We start from the raw sequence: 22,901 nt of genomic DNA, 5'->3' as shown, positions 1-22,901 counted from the left end.
CGCCCTGCCCGCTCCCCCGCCCGTACCCGCGTCCCCGAGCCCGGCGCTGCGTCGCGGTCGCCGGACGGGGCCCCGGTCGTAGGGTGGAGGGGACGGGCCCAGGCGGGTACGAGGCGAGGCGAGGAGACCCGGTGCGAGACGCAGACTTCTTCCGGCGCTGGATGGACGCCACCGCCGACGCGGTGGAACGCGAGGCGGACCGACTGACCGAACTCGACTCCCCCATCGGGGACGCCGACCACGGGAGCAACCTGCTGCGCGGGTTCGTGGCCGTACGGGGCGCCCTGGCCGGCGCCGATCCGGCGGCCCCGCCCGGCGCGCTCCTCCAGCTCGCCGGACGGACCCTGATCTCCACGGTCGGCGGCGCGTCCGGGCCGCTGTACGGGACGCTGCTGCGCCGCACCGGCAAGGAGCTCGGCGAGGCCGCCGAGGTCTCCGACGAGGAGCTGCATGAGGCCCTGTCGGCGGGGGTGGCCGCGGTGGCCGGGCTGGGCGGCGCGGCGCCGGGCGACAAGACGATGCTGGACGCGCTGCTGCCGGGGGTGGCGGCGCTGGGCACCTCGTACCGGGCCGCCGCGGATGCCGCGGAGAACGGCGCCCGGGCGACGGTGCCGTTGATCGCCCGCAAGGGCCGGGCCAGCTACCTGGGCGAGCGCAGCGTCGGGCACCAGGATCCGGGGGCCACCTCGTCCGCCCTGCTGCTGGACGCGCTGGCCGACGCCGCGGAGGGCGCCGCGTGAGCGCCGGGCCGCTGGTCGGCATCGTGCTGGTGTCGCACAGCGCCGCCGTCGCGCAGTCCGTGGCGGAGCTGGCGCGGGGGCTGGCCGGGGGCGGGACGGTGGCACCGATCGCCCCGGCGGGCGGTACGCCCGACGGCGGGCTGGGCACGAGCGCGGACCTGGTCCTGGCGGCCGCGTCGGCGGTCGACGGGGGCGCGGGGGTGGCGCTGCTGGTGGACCTCGGCAGTTCGGTGCTGACGGTGAAGTCGCTGCTGGAGGAGGACGAGCTGCCGGCCGGGTGCCGGCTGGTGGACGCGCCCTTCGTGGAGGGCGCGGTGGCGGCGGTCGTCGCCGCCTCGGCCGGGGCGGACCTGGAGGCGGTCGTGGCCGCCGCCGGGGAGGCGTACGCGTACCGCAAGGCCTGACCGGCCGGAGGCCGGAGGAGCCGAGGCCCGGCCTGACCGGCCGGAGGCCCGGCCGGTCGTGGCGGATCGCGGCGGACCGGGGTCGGCCGGGGGGCGGCCTCGGCGGACCGTGCCGGACCGGCCCCGCCCGGGGGCGGTCGGCGGGTGCGGTGGGCGCGTCAGCGGCCGCGCAGGTTCACGATCTCGCGGCGGTCGCGCTTCGTCGGTCGGCCGGTCCCCCGGTCTCGGATGCCGACCACGGCGGCCTCGACGGGGGTGGGCGGCGGGGGGCTGTTGTCGATGAAGCACTCGGCGGCGACGGGGGCGCCGACCCGCTTCGCCACGGGTCGCCGGACGACCACGATGCGTTCGCGGCCCGCGTGGAAGAGCCGTACCTCGTCGCCCGCGCGCACCGTCTGCGCGGGCTTCGCCCGCTCTCCGTTGACCTTCACGTGGCCCGCCCGGCAGGCGGTCGCCGCGACGGAACGGGTCTTCGTCAGCCGGACCGACCAGATCCAGGCGTCCACGCGGGCGCTGCCCGCGTCGGCCGGCCCCGCCGGGACCGGGACCGCGACCGCTGCCGTTGTGGACGGCTCCTGCGTCTTTTCCTCAGCCATGCCCCGACTTTACCGAGCGCGCCGGCCGGCAACGGAATGGATTTTGGCGGATGACACAACAGGCATGGCATCTGCGATGGGGATCATCCCAAATGAATTGCAAATGCGCGAGCAATGCCCCTACCTTGTCGCTCATGCAGTCCTACACGATCGGACAGGCGGCGCGCCTGCTGGGCGTCAGCCCGGACACGGCACGTCGTTGGGCCGACGCCGGCCGGGTGGCGACCCATCGCGACGAGGGCGGCCGTCGCCTGATCAACGGCCGGGATCTGGCGGCCTTCTCCGTGGAGATGGGCCAGGGCGCGCACGTCGAGGACGAAGAGCCCTACACCTCGGTGCGCAATTCCTTTTCCGGCATCGTCACGGCGGTCAAGCTCGGTGACGTGTCCGCCCAGGTCGAGATCCAGGCGGGTCCCCACCGGCTGGTCTCCCTGTTGACCCGCGAGGCCGTCGAGGAACTGGGGCTGGAGGTCGGCATGCGGGCCACCGCCCGCGTGAAGTCCACCAGCGTGCACGTGGACCGCGCCTGATCCGGCACGGCCCGTTCCGCGTTCCGCTCCAGTCTCCGCTCTGCCCGTTCTTGTCCTCCGCCCGTGTTCTCCGTTCTTCCTCCCGCTCTCCCCAGACCTCCCCACCCGCTCCGCCCGTCACCGGCGCGGGTCACCACCACGCGGTCCCGGCATCCGGCCGACCGCCGACCCGCCCGAGGAGCACCCACCATGTCCGCGATACTGAACCGTCGCACCGCGGCCGCCGCGCTCACCGCCGCCCTTCTCGTACCGCTGTCCGCCTGTGGCGGCAGCGACGACGAGAAGACCGACACCGGCGCGTCCGCCTCCGCCTCCACTTCGGCTTCCGCCCCGGCCGGGGCCGCGAACCTGACCGTCCTCGCCGCGTCCTCGCTCACCGACGCCTTCAAGACCGCGGGCGCCGCCTACGAGAAGGCCCACCCCGGCACGAAGGTCACGTTCTCCTTCGCCGGCTCGCAGGAACTGGCCGCCCAGGTCAAGCAGGGCGCCCCGGCCGACGCGCTGGTCACCGCCGACACCAAGACCATGGACGGCCTCAAGGCCGAGACGAACGACGCCTCGGTGATCGCGAAGAACCGTCTCGTCATCGCGACGGGCAAAGGCAACCCGTTCAAGATCGACGACCTGAAGGACCTGGCCGACACCAAGCTCAAGGTCGTCCTCGCGGCGCCCGAGGTCCCCGTCGGCCGCTACAGCAAGCAGATCCTGGACGCCCGGAAGGTCGAGGTGAAGCCGGTCTCCCAGGAGCCCAACGTCCGCGCCGTGCTGAGCAAGGTCGAGCTCGGTGAGGCCGACGCCGGTCTCGTCTACAAGACCGACTCCGCGAAGTCCGGCGACAAGGTCGTCACGGTCGACATCCCGGACGACCAGAACGCCGTCGCCTCCTACCCGGCCGCGACCCTCAAGCAGTCGAAGAACGCCGAGGCCGCTGCCGCGTTCGTGACCTGGCTGAACAGCCCCGAGGCGCAGAAGATCCTCCAGGACGCCGGTTTCCAGCAGCCGTAACCACCGACGCCGTACGGCGCCGAGGGGGCTGCCCGGTCCGGGGGGACGGGCAGCCCCCTCGGCGTCGCACGGCCGCGGGCGCGTCCGCGCCGCGACCACCGTTCCCGTGGCCGGCGGACCCGCCGCCCGGGGCCGCCGTCCCCGGGGTGCGTGTCCGCGTGGCCCGTACTTCGTACGCTCGTCCCCGGCACCTTCCGGTACCGGTCCCAGCAGCTCCAGCCAGGAACCCCATGAGCAGACTCCGCACCCGCAACCGGCCGCCCGTGACGCTGGCGCTTCCCGCGCTGCTCGCCATCGGGTTCCTGTTGCTGCCCCTGATCGGCATCCTCACCCGGACCCAGTGGGGCGAACTCGGTACCCACCTCACCAGCCCCGGCGTCGTCGAGGCCCTCAAGCTGTCGCTGGTGGTGTCCCTCTGGGCGCTCGGGCTGTCGCTGGTCCTCGGCGTGCCCCTCGCCTGGCTGCTGGCCCGCGTCGAGTTCAAGGGCAAGGCCCTCGTCCGCTCGCTGGTCCTGCTGCCGATGGTGCTGCCGCCGACCGTCGGCGGTGTCGCCCTGCTGCTCGGCTTCGGGCGGCGCGGACTGCTCGGGCCGTGGCTGGAGGAGACCTTCGACATCACGCTGCCCTTCCACACCTCGGGCGCCGTCGTCGCGGCCACCTTCGTCGCGATGCCCTTCCTCGTCATCAGCCTGGAGGGCGCCCTCGGTGGCCTGAAGCAGAGCTACGAGGAGACCGCCGCCTCCCTCGGCGCCTCGCCGGTCCGGGTGTTCTTCACCGTGACGCTGCCGATGGTGGCGCCCGGGCTGATCGCCGGCGCGGCCCTCACCTGGGCCCGCGCGCTCGGCGAGTTCGGAGCCACCATCACCTTCGCGGGCAACCTGCCGGGCACCACGCAGACCCTGCCCCTCCAGGTCTACCTGCTGCTCCAGGACCAGCCCGAGGCCGCCACCTCGGTGTCGCTGCTGCTGCTCGCCATCGCCATGGGTGTCCTGATCGCCCTGCGCGGCCGCTGGACCGGCGCCCCCGTCGCCCGCAGCGCGGCGGACGTGCCGCCCGTGGCGGAGGAACCCGCCGCGCCGAACCCCGACGTGCCGGGGACCGCTGCCGGATCCGACGGGGCGAAGGCCGCCGGCGGGGCCGAGGATCCGACCGGGGGACGCTGGCCGCTGCACGCCGAGGTCACCGGCTTCAACGAACTCACCCTGGACGCCGCGCCGGGCACCACCATCGCGGTCGTCGGCGAGAACGGCGCGGGCAAGACCACCCTGCTGCGCGCCCTGCTCGGCCTGACGCCCCGCGCCCACGCCACGCTCAACCTCGGCGGCACGGACGTCACCGCACTGCCCCCGCACCGCCGGCAGGTGGCGTGGGTCCCCCAGGACGGCGCCCTGTTCCCGCACCTGACCGCCCTCGCGAACACGGCGTACGGACTCCGCGCGCGCGGCACCGACCGGGCCGCGGCCCGCCGCGAGGCGCAGGCCTGGCTGGACCGGCTCGGCGTCGGTCACCTCGCCCGGCGCAAGCCCGCCCAGCTGTCGGGCGGGCAGGCACAACGCGTCGCCCTGGCCCGGGCGTTGGCCGCCCGCCCCCGACTGCTGCTGCTCGACGAGCCGCTCGCCGCCCTCGACCAGACGACCCGGGCCCGCGTGCGCCACACCCTGCGCACCCACCTGGCCGGCTTCGGCGGGGTCTGCCTCATCGTCACCCACGACCCGGTCGAGGCGGTGTCGCTGGCCGACCGGGTCCTCGTACTCGCCGACGGCCGGACCCTCCAGGACGCGGCGCCCGCCGAGGTCACCCGGCATCCCCGCTCCCCCTGGGTGGCGCGGATGCTCGGCCGCAACGCCTGGCCCGGGACCGCGTCCGCCGACGGCCTCGCCCTCGCGGGCGGCGGCCGGTTGGTGGTCGCGGATGGCCTGCCCGAGGGGGCGCAGGCCCTCGCGATCATCGCCCCCGAGGCGGTGTCGGTGCACCGCGACCGCCCGAGCGGCAGCCCGCGCAACGTGTGGCCCGGCACGGTCCGGGAGATCACCGCGGTGGGCAGTCGGCTGCGCGTGCTGATCGCCTCGGGCGAGGCACCCGACCTGGTCGCGGAGATCACCCCGGAGGCGGCCGCCGAACTCGGCGTGATCGACGGAGCGTCCGTCTGGACGAGCGTGAAGGCGACCGAGGTCACCCTCGTCCGGCTGTAGGCCTCAGCACCCGGGGGGGCAGCGGCGTTTCACAGGCCTGCGCGGGACAGGAGTTCCTCCACCTCCGCGAGGGAGGGCCGCGGAGCGTCCGGGACGGGCGGCGTGCGCGGCGGACAACCGTGCAGCCCGAAGGACGCCGCGTAGCGGGCCAAGTCCTCTTCGGTCGCCGCTGCCGGGTCCGCCAGGAAGCGGTCGGCGCCTGCGCGCAGATCTGCCTCGATGGACCGTCGTACCGTCGGCGTGGTCTCCCGTCGCCGGGCGATCACGGCGCGGACGTTCGGTTCCGGGTCGGCGGCGAGGAGGTCGATCAGGGAACGGGGCAGCTCCGGGTGCAACCGGGCCAACTCGGCGCGTACCCCCACGTCCGGGTCCCGGGCCAGACAGGCCGTGAGGTCCGGGTCGAGTTCCAGGTGGCGGAGGACGTCCCGCCGCGTCCGCGGGTCCGCGAGCAGGTCGGGGACGAGAGCGGCGGGCGGCACGTACGACCGGCAGGCCACGGAGCGTACGACGGGCTCCGGATCGCTCAGCAAGGCGACGCGGATTTCCTCAGGGGCATCGCGCTGCCACGTGGCGAGCTCCGAACGGACCTGGGGATCGGGGTCCTCGACGAGCCGTACGAGGACGGGCCCGGGCAGGGAACCGTTCATGGCGAGGAAGCGCCTGACGAACGCGGACGGGTCGGCGACCAGACCCGCGAGCAATCCCGGCGGGTCGTCCGGAGCGGACGCGGCGAGCGCGGCACGCACCACTTCCTGCGGGTCGGCGGCGAGCCGGCGGCGGACCGCGGCCGGCAGGCTCGCGTTGAAGGCGAGCGGCCGCGCCGATCCCAGCGCGATGATCTCCCCCGCCAGTTCCTCCGTCAGGTCCCGCCGGACGCGGGCCGCCTCCCGCCGGGCCTGCGGATGCCGCAGGAGCCGCCGGAGCAGCGGTGGTGGCAGCTCCGACGCCCCCGCCAAGGCCACCAGTCGCCGGTCCACGTCCTCCGGGTCCAGCTTCACGTCAACGTCCACCCGAGCATGCTAGGTCGCCGTGGTACGAGGGACCAGGGAGGCAACAGGGTTTCCCGCGCCGCGGGTTCCGGACACGATCTACGGGCGTTCCTGACGTACCGACAGCCACTCGTGGCCGGGCGGCGGGAAGGCGTCGACGCCGAACAGGGTTCGGGCCGTGCCGGTCGTGGCGACGGTCGGGACGCCCTCGCTGCGGCCGACGGCGAAACGGGGCGCTCCGGGGGTGATGAGCACCGCGTTCTTACCGGTGCCGCGCCGGAACTCCGCGAGGCGCCCGGCCAGCAGGGCCGCTTCCTTGCGGTCGACGGTGTGGGGGGCGTACGGCGCCACGACGACCAGCGCCCCCGTCCAGGTCTCCCGGGCGGCGGCCGTGAGCGCCGCGGTCAGGGCGCGCGTCCGGGCGAGGCCGCCGCCGTCGAGGGTCCGGCGGGTGGTGTCGAGCGGCAGGAACCGTACGCCGCGGTGGACGAACGGCCGCTGCTCGGCGCCGGTCAGCACGAGGTCCGCCGTCCCGGCCGGTACGGCGGTCCCCGGGGCGGCGGCAGAGGCGACGGCGAACCGCCAGGACCGGGCCCGCACCTCGGCGGCGGAGGCCAGGGCGGGGTCCGGACGGACCGGGCCGGGCACGGCGGGCCCGGTGGGCGGGGTCGGGGCGGTCAGGGAGTCCAGGACCAGCCGGCCGGGGCGGGGCCCGTCGGCCGAGAGCCGGGTGAGGGCCAGGGGTCGCTCGGCGTCGGCGGGCAGCGGCAGGGTCAGCTCGCGCCAGCCGTTCCAGTCCACGGCGGGCCCGCGCAGGGTCACCAGGGCCCCTTCCGCGTCGACCAGTTCGAGGGCGGGCCGGGATCCCGAGGCGTCCCCGTGGACCCACAACGCCACCGACCGGGCGAGTTCCGGCACGGGCACCGACCGCGGCGGCGCCGCGCCGGCCGCCCGGCCGGGGCCGGGCTCCAGGGCGAGCCCCCGACCCGAGCGCCCCGCGGCCGGCGCCGCCCCGGTACCGCGCCACGCGGCAGCGTCCTCCAACCCGGCGAGCGGCCGACCCACGACCCCGACACCGAGCGGCACGTCGACGGTGACGGCACGGACGGGGGCGGAGCCCGAGCCGAAATCGGAACCGGAACCGGAGGGGGAACCAGAGGCCAGGGTCACGAACGAAGTCGAGGGGGAGGCGGGACCGAAGGACGGCGCGGAACCTGATCCCGGGCCAAAGGCGGTAGGGGAAGCGAGGGCGGGCGCCACCCCGGAGCCGAACGCCGAGCCGGGGCCGGAACCGAGCGTCGGCTCAAGGACGGAGCCGAGAGCAGTGCCCGAGCCGACGGCCAAGGCCGAGGTCGGGTAGGAGGCGGGGCGGCCGGGGGCCGGGGCGGAAATCGAGCCCGAGCCAAAAGCGGAAGCGGATGCGGAGGCAGAGGCAGAGGCAGAGGCGGAGGCGGAGGCAAGGGCGGGGCCCGCTCCGGCGCCGAGGGCCGAGGAGGGGGCGAAGGTTGAGTCAGAGCCGAAAGTGGTCGCGGGGGCAGGGGCGGGGTGCGGGACCGGCGGGCGGATGGTGGCGCGGACGTGGCCCGTGGCGTGGGGGGTGAGGGCCTTGACGGTCCAGCCGCCGAGTCCGTTCTCGGTGACGTGCCAGTGGTTGCGGTCGTAGTGCAGGGCGACATCGCGGGGTTCGACGGGGGCCGCCGCGCCTTGGTCGTCGTAGCCCGTGAGGGTGAACGTGGCGCTCTCGTCGCGGGTCAGGAGGCCGATCCGGTCCGGGGTGGACCGGAGCCGGGCCGGCGGGCCGAGGACGTCGAGGCGGAGCGTGCCGAGGGCGGTGCCGTGTCGGGCTTCGACCGCGACGGGACCCGGCCGGCCGGCGCGGAGCACGGCGTCCGGGCCGATCCGGCCGCCGGTGGTGGTCCAGCGCGGGGTTCCGGCGGCGGGGCCGTACGCGGTGTCGTGGCCGGTGGCGGTGAGGGTGCGGGTCAGGCCGGGGAACAGCCGGACGGCGCCGCCGCGCGCTTCGACCCGGTAGCCGGCGAGCCGTCCGGATCCGGCCGGAGCGGTGAGGACGATCCCGTTGGGGACGGGCCGGGGCCGGCCGTCGGACGGGGAGTTCTCCGTGGTGAGCACCGACTCGCCCCGGCCCGCCGCGAGGAGGGTCGAAGAACCTCCACCGTCGAGGTTGAGGGCCTCGTGGGCACCGAGACGGTGCAGGAGCCGGCCGAGGCCGGTGAGGGTGAGGCCACCGCTGTCGCGCTGCCGGCCGTCCACCGTGACGAGCCGCAGCCGGCGGCCGTCCTGCGAGAACGCGGCGGCGGTGCGCGGGGCGGCGGTGTCGTTCGGCCGGCCGGTGTGGTCCAGCGGCTTCCCGTCGACGACCAGGGCCTCGCGGCCCCCGACGGCGACGACGGGATCCGGCCCGGACGCGGGTACGGGCCGCGCCCTGACGCTCACCCGGTCGCCCGGGCGCAGGGCGGCGAGGGCGGCCGTCTGCCGCTCACCGCTCGCGAACAGCAGGGTGGTGCCGGGTGCGGGGCGCTGCGGCCGGGCGGAGCGCAGCGGGCTCCGGGCGGGCGCCGCGACGACGCCGTCGCGGAGTTCGACCAGCGCGCCGGGTCCGGGGGCCGGGGCGGGCAGGGTCGTACCCGACCAGTCGGCGGTGTAGGCGGCGAAGCCCTCCGCCGGGGGCCGGGCGGCGTTGAACCCCGCCAGGGGCCGGGCCGGACCGCCGGGCAGGGTGACGTCGCCGGCCGCCACGAGGCGCAGCACCCGGCCCGTGCCGTCCGCGCCGAACCCGACGGCGGCGCCGCCTCCGGGTCCGGGCGAGGCGGAATGCAGCAGCCGGCCCCCGCGAACGCCCGGGCCGAGGGGGGCTCCGGTGGCCCCGATGTCGAAGAAGTCCCCGTTGACGGCGGCGACGACGCGCCGTCCGGGCCCCGCGTCATGCCGGGCGGCGGCCTCGGCCAGGGTGAGCGGGCCGGCGCCGCCCAGGTACTCGGCCCGCACCCCGCTCCCCGCCCCGAGGTCCGCCACCAACTCGTCGATCCGCAGCCACCGGTCCCCCTCCAGCCGGTCGTACGACTCCAACCGCACCCCCGGCGCCACGGCCCGCCCGACCCGAGCGGTCTCCACCCCGTCGCCGGGGACCGGGGGCTCCACGGGGCGCGCGGGGGCCGCCAAGTGGGCGGGAGCCGCCGGGAACGCGACAGCCGCGGAGTACGGGGGCCGTCCCGGGACGGCCCGGAACGCGGAACCACCGGTCAGCGCCGCAAACGCCGAGGGCGCCCGCGACGCGGCAACCGCCGGGTACCCGAGGAACCCCGGGACGGGCCGGTACGCATGAACACCGGGCAACCCCGGAACCTCCGGGTACCCGAAGAGCCCCGGGGCGGCACGGTAAGCACCGGGCGCCGCCGAGAACGCCGGCGGCAGCGGGAGCACCGGTCCCATGGGAATCGGCGGCTGTCCCGGGAGCTGTGGGTGCAGGAACAGCCCGTGGGCCGCCGCGTGCGGGAGCCGGTCGGGATCCGTCGTGGCAAGCGGAGCCGCGAGACGCGCCGGATCCGACGCCCGTGCTTCGGAGCCCGCCGCGTGGGCGGGAGCCGCGAGGGCCATGGCGAGCAGGGCGGGCAGCAGAGGGCGGAGGCTCGGCATCCAGGCAGCATCGATCACTTCGTAGGACGATCGGGTCGTCCGGCCGCCCCGTGGTGGCGTGTTCAGCCATTTGCCGTCGAACCGGCGCGGCCACCCGAAGCCAGGACACACTCACTCCACGCAGCCCACCCCCGGCACGCCTGACCGCCCCACCGAACCGGCCAACCGGCCAACCGGCCAACCGGAGCCAGGACACCCCCAGCACGACCAACGCCGCACGCCGCACGCCGCAGCGAACCGGCCCTGAGCGGAACGGGGTTCAGTCCCCCCACGCCACCCGCGATGTCCCCGTCGGCCCGAGCGAGGGCTCCGGTTCGGGTCGCGCGAGCCCCGGACCCGCCACCCCCGCATGCGGGCCCCGCCCCGAACCCGGCACGGGCCCCGCCTCCGGCTCCGTCCGCGCCGGTGTCGGGGACGGCGCCGGGCCCGGTGGCGGGACGTCGAACTCGCACCACACGCTCTTGCCGCTGCCGCGCGGCTCCACGCCCCAGTCGTCCGCGAGCCGGTCCACCAGCATCAGGCCGCGGCCCGACACCGCCCAGTCACCCGCCTCCCGGCGCCTCGGCAGGGCGCTGCTCGTGTCCTCCACCTCGATGCGGATGCGGCCCCCCACGGTCAGCCACATGCCGACGTGCCCGCCGCCGTCGGTGTGGACCAGGGCGTTGGTCATCAGCTCGTCCGCCGCCAGCTCGATCTCGTCGGCCCGCTCCCGGGCCCCCCACGCGGCGACCGCGGCCCGGATCAGGTGGCGGGCCATCGCCGGCCCGTCGGGATCGCCTGGCGCGAGCCGCTGGTGCAGCGGGCCGCCACCGCGCGGGGCGGCGGCGCCCCGCCGACGCAGCAGGAGCAGGGCCATGTCGTCCCCGCCGCCCGCGTCCCCGACGAGGTCGCACAGCACGTCGGCGAGTTCCTCGACGTCGGCGGGGCCCGCGCCGGCGGTGTCCATGAGCTGCCGCATGCCGGCCTCGGGATCGCGGCCGGGCCGCTCGACCAGGCCGTCCGTGCAGAGCAACAGGGTGTCCCCGGGGTGCAGTTCGAGGGAGGTCACCGGGTAGCCGGACCCCGTGCCGTGCCGCTCGCGCGGGGGCAGGCCCAGCGGGAGGCCGCCCGCGACCTGGACGCGGTGGCAGCTGCCGTCGCCGCGCCGTACGACGGGGTCGAGGTGGCCGGCCCGGACCATGCGCATCATGCCGGTGTTGAGGTCGACCTCGGCGTAGGTGCAGGTGGCGAAGCGGTCGGTGGCCAGTTCGCGCAGGAACGCGGAGGCGCGGGCCATCGCCGTACCGGGGGTGTGGCCTTCCAGCACGTACGCGCGGAGCACGATCCTCAGCTGGCCCATGACGGCGGCCGCGTCCGTGTCGTGGCCCTCGACGTCGCCGATCATCACGCCGACGCGGCCCGCGCCGAGCGGGATGACGTCGTACCAGTCCCCGCCGATGTCCCGGCCCATCCGGGCGGCCCGGTAGCGCACGGCGATCCGCGCGCCCGGCACCTCCGGGATGCGGCGCGGCAGCATGGCCCGCTGGAGTCCCTCGGCGAGGTCGTGCTCCTGTTCGAACAGCATCGCCCGCTGGAGGCTCTGCCCGATGCCGCCGGCGAGGGCGACGAGGAGGTTGCGTTCCTCGGCGGTGAAGTCACCGTCCCGGGTGTACAGCAGCCCGAGCGCGCCGACCGGGCGTCCTTGGGCGATCAGCGGCAGGTAGACGCCGCTGCGCACGGAGAGCGGTTCGGTGTACGGCCACAGTTGCGGGTAGCTCCGCTGGAACTCCTCGCGGGAGGAGATGTAGACGGGCTGCAGGGTGCGTACGGCCTCGCTCATGGGGAGCTGGGCGTCGATGCGCGTGTACTCGATCTCCGGTACGTACGTGCCCAACTGGCCTTCCGCGACCAAGTGGATCCGGCCGCCGTCGACGACCCCGAGCATGACGCTGACGGCGCCGAGGTGGCCGAGGGCCTCGCGGTCCTTGAGGACGTCGGTCACGTCGTTGACGGTGCGCGCGTGGGCGAGGATCGCGGTGGTCCGTTCGACGACGCCGGTCATCCGGCGCCGGCCCTCGTCCCGCTCGCCTGCGGCGCCCGGCTCACCGGGGTCGCGCGCGGCGTCGCGGAGGATGCCGATGATCCGGTACGGGCGGTCGTCGGGGTCCCGAAGGATGTGGCCCTGGAGGTGGATCCAAGCGGTGTCGCCGTCCGCGCGGAGGGTGCGGAAGTAGACCCCGTAGTGGCTGCGGCCGTCCTGGAGGGCCTGCACGACGCGGCTGTCGTAGCGCTCTTCCTCGCCCGGGGCGACGCGGCCGCGCAGCCCGGCCGGAGTTCCGTCGAACTCCTCCGGACACAGGTCGAGCACCTCCAGCGCGGTGGCGTCCAGGTGCATGCGCCCGTTGTCGAGATCCCAGTCGAAGGTACCCATGCGGTTGAGCGCGAGGCTCAGATCAGGCCGCGCGGGCCAATCGACCTCGGGGTTTCGTCCCCGTTGGTCCATGCGACAAGGGTCTCACTGTTACCCCGCCCCCGGCATGCGCAGCAGGAGCCGGCCCACCCCCCTGCACGAGCCTTACGAGGTGCGCGAGCCGCCGACCTGCCCGAACCCGGCACCCCGCACGCGCCCTCCCACCCGGGCGCCGCCGAGCGGGTCAGTCCCGGGAGGGCGGGAGGGTCGCGGTACCGCTGCCGGTCGGGGTGCCGCTACCGGGGGCGGTGGCGGTGCCGCTGCCGGGGGCGGTGGCGGTGCCGCTGCGGGTCGCGGTGCCGGTGACCGTCGGGGTGCCCGCCCGCTCCTGCTGCGGACGGTCCGGCGACTGCGACTGCGGCGTTCCCGTCGGGGTGCCGGAGTCGTCGGTGAGCCCGGGTGCCCGGGACCGCGTCGACGGCCCGTCGGGGGTGTCCGGGGAGGATCCGTCGGGCGAATCCGCCGGGGAGCCCTCGGGCGAGGCCGGGGACTCCTCCGAGGGCGTGTCCCCGGGGCTGTCGGAGGGCGTGTCCCCCGGACGGTCCGAGGGCGAGCCGTCGGGGCCGTCCGAATCGGTGACGGGCGGGGACGTCACGGGCGGGGACGTGACCGGCGGGGAACTGTCCGACGCGGGCGGCGTGACCGGCGGACTCACCGGCGGAGTCGTGTACTTCGGGGTGGGGATGACCGGCGGTGGGACGGGCCTGTCGGGTCGCGGGTCGGCGCCCCGTTCGCGCTCGAACCAGCGGCGCTCCTCGTGGTCGTAGATGACGATCTTGTTGACGACGGTCACCGACGGGGCGATGACCACCACGTCCTGCGGCTGGTACGACTTCCACGGCTGTCCCTGCCGCTTCGCGTCGGCCGACAGCGCGACGGCCGCCCCGAGCGGGTTCCCGCACGCGCAACGCACCCGGGGCACGCCCCGGTCGTTCACGAGGACAGCCGTCCCGGACTGGAGCACCGCCTGGTACGGGGTGGCCCGGCCGTCGCGGAAGCCGTGGTTGGTGACGCGGGTGTCCAGGGCGAGCCGTACGGGGGTCAGCGAGCGCAGGTAGGCCGGTACGGCGGCCGGCCGCAGGCCGAGCGCGGAGGCGAAGGCGGCGTTCTTGGCGGGCTCCGCCGACAGCACCGCGACCTGCTTCTCGACGTCGCAGCTGGCCACGTTCTCGGTGCCGCCGTACAGGCCCGGGGTGGACCCGGTGACGCTGCGGATGCCGACGGGAGCGCCAGTACTCCGTGTGGGTGACGTGGACGGCTCCGGCGGTCGACTCGGGGGCGGCACACCGCCCCCCGCAGCGGCCGTCGACTCGGTGAACGGGTCGGGTCCGGTGGCGGCGGCCGGCTGGAGGAAGACCTCGGCGCCCGCCCGGTCGGGGGTGGGCGTGCCCCCGCCGCCCGGCCGGGTCAGCACGACGACCAGGGCCGCGACGGCGGCCAGCGCGACGGCCGCCGCGACGGCCCCGCGCCGGGACCGCCACCAGGGCTTCCCGGAAGGACCGCCGCCGGCCGGCGGGCCCTGCGGGGGCGGCGCCCCCTGCCCGCCGCCCGAAAGCGGCCCGGACGGAGGTCCCGACGGGGAGCCCGGACCGCCCGGGGAAGCAGCCCCCGACGTCGGCGACGCCCCGGACGGCTGCTGGTTCGGCTGCTGGTTCGGCTGCGGCGGACGTTCGCCGGAGGGTTGCGTGGTCACAGGCTCTCTTCCCAAGCGAACAGGCCGCCGACGAGCGGGAGGTATCCGGACTTTTCGCACTTCTGTCCACCATTGTCTGCGTCGTTCGGGTGGTGGCCGCAAGCCGGGGGTGCCTACCGTTGCAGGGTGATCCGTACCTCTCCGAGGGTCTGGCGGGACGCCCTCGTCGCCGTCGTGGTGGGCTTCGTGGTGATGGCGACGGTGGCCGCGGCCGGCCTCGCCTGCGCCGGCGCGGGCGGCCTGCCGGACGGGGCGTTCCCCCGGGTGGTGGCCGCGGTGGTGGTGATGGCGGCCGGTGGCGCGGTGGAGGTGTCCGGCGGGGCCGGGTTCCTGGCCGAGGCGGACGCGAGCCTGTCCGTGCTGCCGCTGTCGGTCGCCCTCGCGGGCGCGCTCACGACGGGCGCCGTGTTCCTGCGCCCCCTGCACAACCGGGCGGTCGCCGGCCCGACCGAACTCCTCCTCCGCGCGGCCCGTCTGACGGTCCTGTGGCTGCTCGCGCTGCTCGGCCTCGCCCTCCTCGCCCGCAAGGACTTCGGCCTGACCACGGGCGACTCCGCACCGGGCGAAATCGGTGAGGTCGGCGACCTCGGTGAGATCGGCGACCTCCTCGACTCCGCGCCCACGGTGGGGTTCCGCGCCGACCTGCCCGCGACCCTCTGCTTCGGACTCCTCTGGATCCTGGGCCTGCTGCTGGTCTCCCTGCTCGTCTCACGCCGCGCACCGCTGCCGGCCGGGCTGGTCCGTTTCCACGCGGCCGTGCGCCCGGCCGCGTTCGCCACGACCCTGTTGCTCCTCGCGTACGTGGTCCTCGGCCTCGGCGTCGGCGTGGTGGTCGCCCTCACCCAGGGGCACGCCGACCGGACCCTGGCCGTGCTCCTGCTGGGCCTCCCGAACCTCGTCTGGCCCGCGCTGACCCTAGGCTTCGGCGGGGCTTGGCGGGGTCGGGCCGAGGGACCCTTCGGGCTGCCGATGCCGCGCCTCCTGGACGAGGCACTGCGCGGGCCGGAGCTGTCCACGGTGGACGTGGCCTCCCTCGCCGAGCGGGACGCCCGGGCCTGGTGGCTGGTGCCGGTGGCGGCCGTGCTGCTGCTCGGCGCGGGCGTGCTGGCCGCCGTCCGCTCCCCCGTCCACGTACGTCCCCGGCAGCACGCCCTCCACCTGGCCATGGCGCTGGCCCTGGGCACCCTGACCGTGTGCCTGCTGGCCCGCGTCCAGGCGCAGTTCGGGCTCTCACTGCTGGGCATCGGCGCGGGCGACGCCCTGGGCGGCACGGTCGCGTTCACGCCGGTGCTGCTGCGCACCGTCGGCCTGGCCCTCCTCTGGGGTGCGGTGGCCGGGTTCCTCGGCGCCCTGTCGGCCCGCCCGCTGCGACGCCGGGCCCCGGCCGGGGCGCCCGACGCCTCATGAGGGTCGGGCGGGCCGATCCCCGGACTTGCCGAACACCGGCAGCGCCCAGGACGGCGGCGCGGCGGGGGCGTCCCGAGCGGCATCCCCGGCGACGTCTCCGCCGGGCTCCGGCCGCCGCCCGCTCCCCGCTCCTCCGGCTCCGGCGGCGCGCAGGGCCGTGATGAACTCCAGACAGCCGTCCCAACGGTCCTCGGGCGCCTTCGCGAGCGCCTTCGCCAGCACGGCGTCGACCTCCGGGGACAGCTCCGGGCGCTCCGCCGACGGGGGCGGTGGCGGGTCGTACTGATGGGCCCACAGCAGGGCGAGGTCGTCGTCGCGCCGGAAGGGCGGCCCGCCCGTCAGCATCTCGTGGACCACGCAGCCCAGGCCGTAGACGTCGCAGCGGCCGTCCACCGGCTTGCCGGAGATCTGCTCCGGGGCCACGTAGTCGAGGGTTCCGACGAACTGTCCGACGGTCGTGAACCCCGTGAGCGACAGCGACTTCTTCGTCAGTCCGAAGTCCGTGAGGTAGACGTGCTCGGGGTGATCGCCGTCCGTGCCCTCCGCGACGAGGATGTTGCCGGGTTTCACGTCCCGGTGGACCAGGTCGTGGGCGTGCGCCGCGTCCAACGCCGACGCGACCTGGCCCGCGATCCGCACCACCGTCGGCACGGGCAGCGGGCCCGTCCGGTCGAGCAGGGCGCGCAGGTCCTGTCCGGCGACGTACCGCATCGCGATGTACAGGAGCCCCTCCGCCTCGCCGGCCTCGTAGACCGGCACGATGTGCGGATGGTCGATGGCCGCCGCGGCCTTCGACTCGTGGGCGAAGCGCCGCCGGAAGGTGTCGTTGCGGGCCAACTCGGGTGCCAGCACCTTCAGCGCGACCGTCCGGTCCAGGCGCAGGTCCCGCGCCCGGTGGACGACGGCCATGCCGCCCCGGCCGATCTCGTCCTCGACGAGGTACCCGGCGATCCGCCGACCCGGCAGCCCGGGGGGCCCGCCGCGCGCGGCGTCGGCGGCGCCCGTCACGGCCCCGCCCCGTCAGGCGTCCCGGTGACCCGGGTCGGCGGGTGCGGCACGTCGCGTACGTCGGCTCCCGCGCCGGGGTCCGGTCCGGGCGGCGGGGGCTCCGGAGCGGGCGGGGTGCCCGGTTCCGCGTCGACCGCGTACGTCGTCGGGCGGCTCCCGTCCGCGTACAGCCACCGCCCCGCCGCCTCGTCGTAGACCCACAGCCGGTCCCCGTCGAGGACGACGCCGGCCCGCAGCCCGAGCGTGGCGCGGCGGACGCCGTCGGCGTCGAGGCGACCCGCCGCGAGGTCGGCGGCGGCCCGGCGGACACGCTCCAGCGCCTCGGCGGTACGGGCGAGCAGCGGCGCGGGGTCCTCGGCCCGTTCGAGGGGCCGGCCCGCCGTCGGGGGCGGCCGCGGCACCGCCACCAGGAGCCGTCCGTCGACCCAGGCGGACCAACCGTTGGAGCACAGCACCTGCCCCCACTCCCCGTGCCGGGACAGCAGTTGCACGGGGAGGAAGGCGTCGAGGGCGGCGGTCGGCCGGCTGGGGTCGGGGGCCTCCCAGGCGGGCAGTCCGTCGCCCGGGACGACGTGCGTGGGCCGGAATCCGGCGCCGGGGGTGTCCGGTGCGCTGTTCACCGGCGCCTACTTCCGCATGATCGCGGGCTCGTGCCGGCGCAGCAGCCGGGAGACCAGGACCCCGAACAGTACGGACAGGGCCAACAGCATGCCGACGTCGAGCAGCCAGACGCCGGCGGAGTGGGCGAACAGGGGGTCGTCGGTGAGCGGGCCGGGCACGATCCGGGCGAGGTCGAGGGTGGCGGCCATCGCGCCGAGCGCCCAGCGGGAGGGGACGAGCCAGGCGAGCTGTTCGATGACGGGGACCCCGTCGAGTTGCAGGAGCGCCCCGCAGAAGACCACCTGCACGATGGCGAGGAGGACCAGCAGGGGCATGGTGACCTCCTCCTTCTTCACGAGGGCGGAGACGAGCAGTCCGAGCATCATCGCGGTGAACGACAGCAGGGCGACGGCCACGGTGATTTCCAGGAGGGGCGGCAGGAACACCCCACGGCCGCCGGGTGCGCCGAGTTCCACGCCGAAGAGGCCGACGAGGGTGAGGACGACGGCCTGCGCGACGGTGATGGCACCGAGCACCACGACCTTGGACATCAGGTAGGCCGATCTGGAGAGGCCGACGGCGCGTTCGCGCTGGTAGATGACCCGTTCCTTGACGAGTTCCCGGACCGCGTTGGCGGCGCCCGTCAGGACGCCGCCGACGCACAGGATGAGCAGGGCGTTGATCGCCGAATCCCTGGTCAGGGTGGAGCCGGCGAGGGCGCGGGCCATGGCGCCCATCACGAACGGCAGCGCGATCATGATGGCGAGGAAGGTGCGGTCGGCGCCGAGGGCGGCGGCGTAGCGCCGGATGAGCGTGGAGAGCTGGGACCCCCAACTCTGCGCGGTGGGCGGCGGTGCGACGGAGGCGGCGGGCCGGGTTCCGTCGGGCAGCAGGGGGCGGACGGTGCCGGCGACGTACCTGCGGTGCTCGGGGGAGGCCGCGTACTGGCCGGCCCAGTCGCGATCGCGGTCGTTCTCGAACGCTTCGAAGGCCTCGGGCCACTGGGTGAAGCCGAAGAAGTCCAGGGTCCGCCCGGGCGGCCCGTAGTAGGCGGTGCGCCCGCCCGGCGCGAGGACCAGGAGCCGGTCGCAGACGTCGAGGCTGAGCACGCTGTGGGTGACGACGATGACGGTGCGGCCGTCGTCGGCGAGGTCGCGCAGCATGTGCATCACGGAGCGGTCCATGCCGGGGTCGAGGCCGGAGGTGGGTTCGTCGAGGAAGAGCAGGGAGGGCTTCGTCAGCAGTTCGAGGGCGACGGAGACGCGTTTGCGCTGGCCGCCGGAGAGGCTGTGGATGGGCTGGTCGGCGCGCTGTCGGAGACCGAGTTCGCCGATCACCTCGTCCACCCGGGCCCGCCGTTCGGCCTTGGCGGTGTCCTGGGGGAAGCGGAGTTCGGCGGCGTAGGTGAGGGCCCGCCGGACGGTGAGTTGGGCGTGCAGGATGTCGTCCTGGGGGACGAGGCCGATGCGGCTGCGCAGTTCGGCGTAGTCGCGGTAGAGGTCGCGGCCGTCGTAGAGGACGCTGCCGTGGTCGGCGGGGCGCAGGCCGGTGAGGGCGCCGAGCAGGGTGGACTTGCCGGCGCCGCTGGGGCCGATGACGGCGAGCAGGCACTTCGCGCCGACGGGGAAGGAGACGTGGTCGAGGAGGGTCTTACGGCCGTGGTCGACGGTGACGGCGAGGTCCTGGACGTCGAGGGAGACCTCGCCGGTGTCGACGTACTCCTGGAGCCGGTCGCCGACGAGGCAGAACGCGGAGTGCCCGATGCCGACGATGTCGCCTTCGGTGACGGGCGCCCGTTCGACGGGGGCCCCGTTGAGGTAGGTGCCGTTGTGGCTGCCGAGGTCGACGATCTCGTAGCCGCCGTCGACGAGGGCGCGCAGTTCGGCGTGTCGGCGGGAGACGACGAGGTCGTCGAGGACGAGGTCGTTGGCGGGGTCCCGGCCGATGGTCACCGCGGTCCGCGCGGGTACCGGCCGGACGCTGGTGGGCCGGCGGAAGGTGCCGGTCAGGGCGGGGGCGAAGACGCCCGAGGGCTGGGCGGGGGCGGGCTCGGGGGGCGTGCGCCCGGTGAGGACCGCGCGCGGGCCGTCCTGGGGGCTGCCGAAGCGCAGTTCGCTGCCGGGGCCGATGTGCCGGGCGTGGACGCGGTGGCCGTCGGCCCAGGTGCCGTTGGTGCTGCCCTCGTCCTCGACGGTCCAGTGGTCGCCGTCGGGGCGCAGAACCGCGTGGTGCCAGGAGACGCGGGCGTCGTCGAGGCAGATCTCGCAGAGGGGGTCGCGGCCGACGTGGTAGGTCCGCTCCGGGCTCATCTCGGTGGAGCCGCGGGCGGTTTCCAGAACGAGTTCGGGTGGGGTCGGCACACCGGGGCGCTGGACCATGGACAGATTTTCCCATGATCCTGCGCTGCTGGCATAAGGGCAGGTCAGGGGCGCGTTAAAGGGAATGACAACGGTCCCCGTTGCAGCCTTTGCCGATCTCGTCGCGGTGCGCTTCACTTCACGCGTCGGAACCGAACAAACTCGGAACCGAACGAATGGCGAACCGAACAAACGGCGAACGAAGACGGGGGAAGCGATGAGCGCGCACGAGCACGCGCACGAGCACGGGCACCCGGGGCGCGGCGGCCGGGAGGGCCGCGGCCCCGCCGGGCGTGAGCACGCCGAGCACGGTCAGGGCGCCCACGCGCACGGCCCGGGCGGGCACTCCCACGGGGTCGACCCGGACGCCGACCGGCGTTGGTTGGGCATCGCCCTGGCGCTGATCTGCGGGTTCATGGCGATCGAGGTGGTCATCGGCGTCATGGCGCATTCGCTGGCGCTGATCTCCGATGCCGCGCACATGCTGACGGACGCCGTCTCGCTCGTGCTGGCGCTGATCGCGATGCGGCTCGCGGCCCGTCCGGCCCGCGGCGGATTCACGTTCGGCCTCAAGCGTGCCGAGATACTTTCGGCGCAGGCCAACGGGTTGACGCTGCTGCTGCTGGCGGTCTGGTTGGCGTACGAGGCGGTACGGCGTCTGTTCGATCCGCCGCCGGTCGAGGGCGGGCTGGTGCTGGTGACGGCGCTGGCGGGCATCCTCGTCAACGTCGCGGCGGCCTGGTGCATCTCCCGGGCCAACCGGTCCTCGCTGGCCGTGGAGGGCGCCTACCAGCACATCCTGAACGACCTGTTCGCGTTCATCGGGACGGCCGTGGCCGGTCTGATCGTGCTGACCACAGGTTTCCGGCAGGCCGACTCCATCGCCTCGCTCGTGGTGGTCGTCCTGATGGTCAAGGCGGGCTACGGGCTGGTCCGCGAGTCCGGGCGGATCTTCCTGGAGGCGGCGCCGGCCCATCTGGACCCGGACGCGGTGGGTGACCGGCTCGCCGGGCAGCCGCCGGTGACGGAGGTCCACGACCTGCACATCTGGACGATCACCTCGGGACAGGCGGCGCTGTCCGCGCACGTGCTGGTGGAGCCGGCGGGTGACTGCCACGCGGTGCGCCGGGACCTGGAGGCGCTGCTGGACAAGGAGTACGGGATCACCCACACCACCCTCCAGGTGGACCACGTCCAGGAAGCACTGCTCTCGGTCGGCCGGGCGGGCGAGGATCCGGCGGGCGACGGGCACTGCGCCGACGCCCACGGCCCGGTGCACCGGCAGGGCCCGCACCCGCACTGACGCTCACCCCGCCCCGATCACTGAGCGCGGCCGGGGCGGGGCATGGATGGGTCCATGACGGAACCGAAACGCCACAAGCGCAGTGCCGGACTGCTCCTCTTCCGGCGGACCACCGGCGGCGCCGAGCGCGCCGCGACGGATCCCGGGGACGGGATCGAGGTGTTGTTGGGCCACATGGGCGGTCCGCTGTGGTCGGGGCGCGACGCCGGGGGCTGGGCCATCCCGAAGGGCGAGTACGGGCCGCAGGAGACGCCGCGGGACGCGGCCCGCCGGGAGTTCACCGAGGAGATCGGGCTGCCGCCGCCGGAGGGCGAGTACCTGCCACTGGGTGACGTACGACTGACGAGCGGCAAGCTGGTGACCATCTGGGCGGTGGAGGCGGACCTCGACCCCGCGCTGATGGTGCCCGGGACCTTCACGATGGAGTGGCCGCCGCACTCGGGTCGCGAGGAGGAGTTCCCCGAACTGGACCGGGTGGCCTGGTTCACTCCCCCGGTGGCCGAAAAGAAGCTGATGGCCTCTCAAATCCCGTTCCTGGAGCGACTGTTGATGCTCCTGAAGGGTTGACCCTACCTTTACTTGCCAACAAACCCCACCTGCATGGACATTGCACATATGACGAACGTCGTGCTGGTGGGAACCCTGGACACCAAGGGTGTCGAGTACGGCTGGCTGCGCGAGAGGCTGTCGCGCGCCGGCGTCGAGGTGATCCTGGTCGACACCGGGATCATGGGAGAACCGAAAGTGCCCGCGGACGTGCCGCGCGAAGCGGTCGCCCGGGCAGCGGGTACGGAACTGTCGCGACTGCGCGCGGCCGCCGACCGGGGTGCGGCCGTGACCACGATGGCCGAGGGGGCCGAGGCGACCTTGTTGCGCCTGCACGCCGAGGGTCGGCTGCACGGGGTCCTCGCGATCGGGGGCAGCGGCGGCACCTCCATCGCGAGCCGCGCGATGCGGGCCCTGCCGTTGGGCGTGCCGAAGGTGATGGTCTCGTCGATGGCGTCCGGGGACGTGTCCCCGTACGTCGGATCCTCGGACCTCACGATGATGTACAGCATCGTGGACATCGCGGGGATCAACAGCGTGTCCGCCCCGGTACTGGCCAACGCGGTGGAGGCCGTCGCGGGGATGGCGAAGGGGTACGCCCGCGGCAGCCGTGACCCGGCCCGGCGGGGCCGGCTCGGGTCGGGTCCCCGGCCGCTCGTCGCGGCCAGCATGGCGGGCGTGACCACCATCGGGGTGGACGCGGCCCGGGAGCGGCTGACGGAGCTGGGCTACGAGGTGCTCGTCTTCCACGTCAGCGGCTCCGGCGGCCGCACCCTGGAGACCCTGGCCGGTCAGGGCGTGTTCGCGGGCGTGCTGGACCTCACCCTCAGCGAACTCGCCGACGACCTGTGCGGCGGCATCCTGACCGCCGGACCCGACCGGCTCACCGCGGCCGGGCGGGCGGGGGTTCCGCAGGTGGTGAGCCTGGGGGCGTTGGACATGGTGAAGTTCGGGCCGCTGGAGAGCCTGCCGGAACGGGCCCGCTACCGCCGCGTCCGCGTCCACAACCCCTCGATCACGGTGATCCGCACGAACGAGTCCGAGTGCGCGGAGCTCGGCCGTCGGGTCGCCGCCAAACTACGGGGCTCGACGGGGCCGACGGAGATCTGCGTCCCACTGCGCGGACTGTCGACGCTCGGCGCGCCGGGCGGGCCCTACCATGACCCCGGCGCGGACCGGGCCCTGTTCTCGGCGCTGCGCGAGGGATTGCGGGGCAGCGCCGCCCGGATCCACGATTACGACACCCACATCAACGACCCGTCCTTCGGCCGGGCCGCCGCCGACCGGTTGCACGCCATGATCGGCGCGCTCGCGGCCGCGGCCTGAGCGGACAGCACTTCGAGACGCCCCTCCCGGTGGGGAACCAGCCGTGGCGGAAACGTGTCCCTGGTGGTGGCCGGTCGGGTACGACGGGCGGGGATGCGGCGA

At 75.1% G+C, this 22,901-nt stretch carries 17 protein-coding genes; 9 read left to right on the top strand and 8 right to left on the bottom strand.

Annotated features, from left to right (window positions below):
- Positions 1–131 precede the first annotated feature (131 nt).
- Together dhaL and ACZ4XJ_RS12505 are read left to right on the top strand one after the other, a co-directional pair.
- Entirely contained in the window at positions 132–740 is a 609-nt protein-coding gene (gene dhaL, locus ACZ4XJ_RS12510; protein WP_362882806.1) for a dihydroxyacetone kinase subunit DhaL, read from the top strand.
- Entirely contained in the window at positions 737–1,144 is a 408-nt protein-coding gene (locus ACZ4XJ_RS12505) for a PTS-dependent dihydroxyacetone kinase phosphotransferase subunit DhaM (RefSeq protein ID WP_362882808.1), read from the top strand. The genes dhaL and ACZ4XJ_RS12505 overlap by 4 nt, the downstream gene beginning before the upstream one ends.
- Before the next feature lie 158 nt (positions 1,145–1,302).
- On the opposite strand, the gene ACZ4XJ_RS12500 is transcribed toward ACZ4XJ_RS12505, so the two are convergent.
- Positions 1,303–1,740: an RNA-binding S4 domain-containing protein gene (locus ACZ4XJ_RS12500; RefSeq protein WP_468496139.1), complete on the bottom strand. Its 438-nt coding sequence runs from the start codon at positions 1,738–1,740 to the stop codon at positions 1,303–1,305.
- Between the two features lie 134 nt (positions 1,741–1,874).
- Between ACZ4XJ_RS12500 and ACZ4XJ_RS12495 the strand changes: the two genes are divergently transcribed.
- The 3 genes from ACZ4XJ_RS12495 (at position 1,875) to ACZ4XJ_RS12485 (ending at position 5,467) form a co-directional block, all read left to right on the top strand.
- On the top strand, positions 1,875–2,270 hold the full coding sequence (locus tag ACZ4XJ_RS12495) for a TOBE domain-containing protein (protein ID WP_468496138.1): 396 nt from the start codon (positions 1,875–1,877) through the stop codon (positions 2,268–2,270).
- Positions 2,271–2,459: 189 nt separating this feature from the next.
- Complete coding sequence (modA, locus tag ACZ4XJ_RS12490) at positions 2,460–3,275, top strand: molybdate ABC transporter substrate-binding protein (protein ID WP_468496137.1); 816 nt, start codon at positions 2,460–2,462, stop codon at positions 3,273–3,275.
- 230 nt (positions 3,276–3,505) lie between these two features.
- Positions 3,506–5,467, top strand: coding sequence for an ABC transporter permease (locus tag ACZ4XJ_RS12485; RefSeq protein ID WP_468496136.1), 1,962 nt, complete (start codon positions 3,506–3,508; stop codon positions 5,465–5,467).
- Between the two features lie 29 nt (positions 5,468–5,496).
- Here ACZ4XJ_RS12485 and ACZ4XJ_RS12480 read toward each other — a convergent pair whose 3' ends face one another.
- The 4 genes from ACZ4XJ_RS12480 to ACZ4XJ_RS12465 all read right to left on the bottom strand — a co-directional run bounded on the left by ACZ4XJ_RS12480 (position 5,497) and on the right by ACZ4XJ_RS12465 (position 14,252).
- Positions 5,497–6,477 (bottom strand): hypothetical protein, encoded by a 981-nt coding sequence (locus ACZ4XJ_RS12480; protein WP_362882817.1) that lies wholly within the window; start codon positions 6,475–6,477, stop codon positions 5,497–5,499.
- 78 nt (positions 6,478–6,555) lie between these two features.
- Positions 6,556–10,110: a phosphodiester glycosidase family protein gene (locus ACZ4XJ_RS12475; RefSeq protein ID WP_468496135.1), complete on the bottom strand. Its 3,555-nt coding sequence runs from the start codon at positions 10,108–10,110 to the stop codon at positions 6,556–6,558.
- A gap of 259 nt (positions 10,111–10,369) precedes the next feature.
- Positions 10,370–12,592: a SpoIIE family protein phosphatase gene (locus ACZ4XJ_RS12470; RefSeq protein WP_468496134.1), complete on the bottom strand. Its 2,223-nt coding sequence runs from the start codon at positions 12,590–12,592 to the stop codon at positions 10,370–10,372.
- A gap of 151 nt (positions 12,593–12,743) precedes the next feature.
- Entirely contained in the window at positions 12,744–14,252 is a 1,509-nt protein-coding gene (locus tag ACZ4XJ_RS12465; RefSeq protein ID WP_468496133.1) for a DUF6777 domain-containing protein, read from the bottom strand.
- A gap of 126 nt (positions 14,253–14,378) precedes the next feature.
- Between ACZ4XJ_RS12465 and ACZ4XJ_RS12460 the strand changes: the two genes are divergently transcribed.
- Positions 14,379–15,659, top strand: coding sequence for a streptophobe family protein (locus ACZ4XJ_RS12460; RefSeq protein WP_468496132.1), 1,281 nt, complete (start codon positions 14,379–14,381; stop codon positions 15,657–15,659).
- Here ACZ4XJ_RS12460 and ACZ4XJ_RS12455 read toward each other — a convergent pair.
- The 3 genes from ACZ4XJ_RS12455 to ACZ4XJ_RS12445 are packed head-to-tail and all read right to left on the bottom strand — an operon-like array spanning position 15,654 to position 19,645.
- A complete protein-coding gene (locus tag ACZ4XJ_RS12455; protein WP_468496131.1) occupies positions 15,654–16,667 on the bottom strand; it encodes a serine/threonine-protein kinase in 1,014 nt (337 codons plus the stop codon). The genes ACZ4XJ_RS12460 and ACZ4XJ_RS12455 overlap by 6 nt on opposite strands.
- Positions 16,664–17,287 carry a hypothetical protein gene (locus ACZ4XJ_RS12450; protein WP_468496130.1) on the bottom strand — a complete coding sequence of 208 codons (624 nt, stop codon included), beginning with the start codon at positions 17,285–17,287 and terminating at the stop codon, positions 16,664–16,666. The genes ACZ4XJ_RS12455 and ACZ4XJ_RS12450 overlap by 4 nt, the downstream gene beginning before the upstream one ends.
- 6 nt (positions 17,288–17,293) lie before the next feature.
- Positions 17,294–19,645 carry an FHA domain-containing protein gene (locus tag ACZ4XJ_RS12445; protein ID WP_468496129.1) on the bottom strand — a complete coding sequence of 784 codons (2,352 nt, stop codon included), beginning with the start codon at positions 19,643–19,645 and terminating at the stop codon, positions 17,294–17,296.
- Positions 19,646–19,841: 196 nt separating this feature from the next.
- Between ACZ4XJ_RS12445 and ACZ4XJ_RS12440 the strand changes: the two genes are divergently transcribed.
- The 3 genes from ACZ4XJ_RS12440 to ACZ4XJ_RS12430 are packed head-to-tail and all read left to right on the top strand — an operon-like array spanning position 19,842 to position 22,799.
- Positions 19,842–20,927 (top strand): cation diffusion facilitator family transporter, encoded by a 1,086-nt coding sequence (locus tag ACZ4XJ_RS12440; protein WP_468496128.1) that lies wholly within the window; start codon positions 19,842–19,844, stop codon positions 20,925–20,927.
- 54 nt (positions 20,928–20,981) lie between these two features.
- A complete protein-coding gene (locus tag ACZ4XJ_RS12435; RefSeq protein WP_468496127.1) occupies positions 20,982–21,494 on the top strand; it encodes an NUDIX hydrolase in 513 nt (170 codons plus the stop codon).
- Positions 21,495–21,542: 48 nt separating this feature from the next.
- Positions 21,543–22,799 carry a Tm-1-like ATP-binding domain-containing protein gene (locus ACZ4XJ_RS12430; RefSeq protein ID WP_468496126.1) on the top strand — a complete coding sequence of 419 codons (1,257 nt, stop codon included), beginning with the start codon at positions 21,543–21,545 and terminating at the stop codon, positions 22,797–22,799.
- The last annotated feature ends 102 nt before the right edge of the window (positions 22,800–22,901 follow it).

The sequence above is a fragment of the Streptomyces sp. NPDC029836 genome, assembly GCF_055574495.1.
This window is presented reverse-complemented; position numbering and strand designations above follow the sequence as displayed.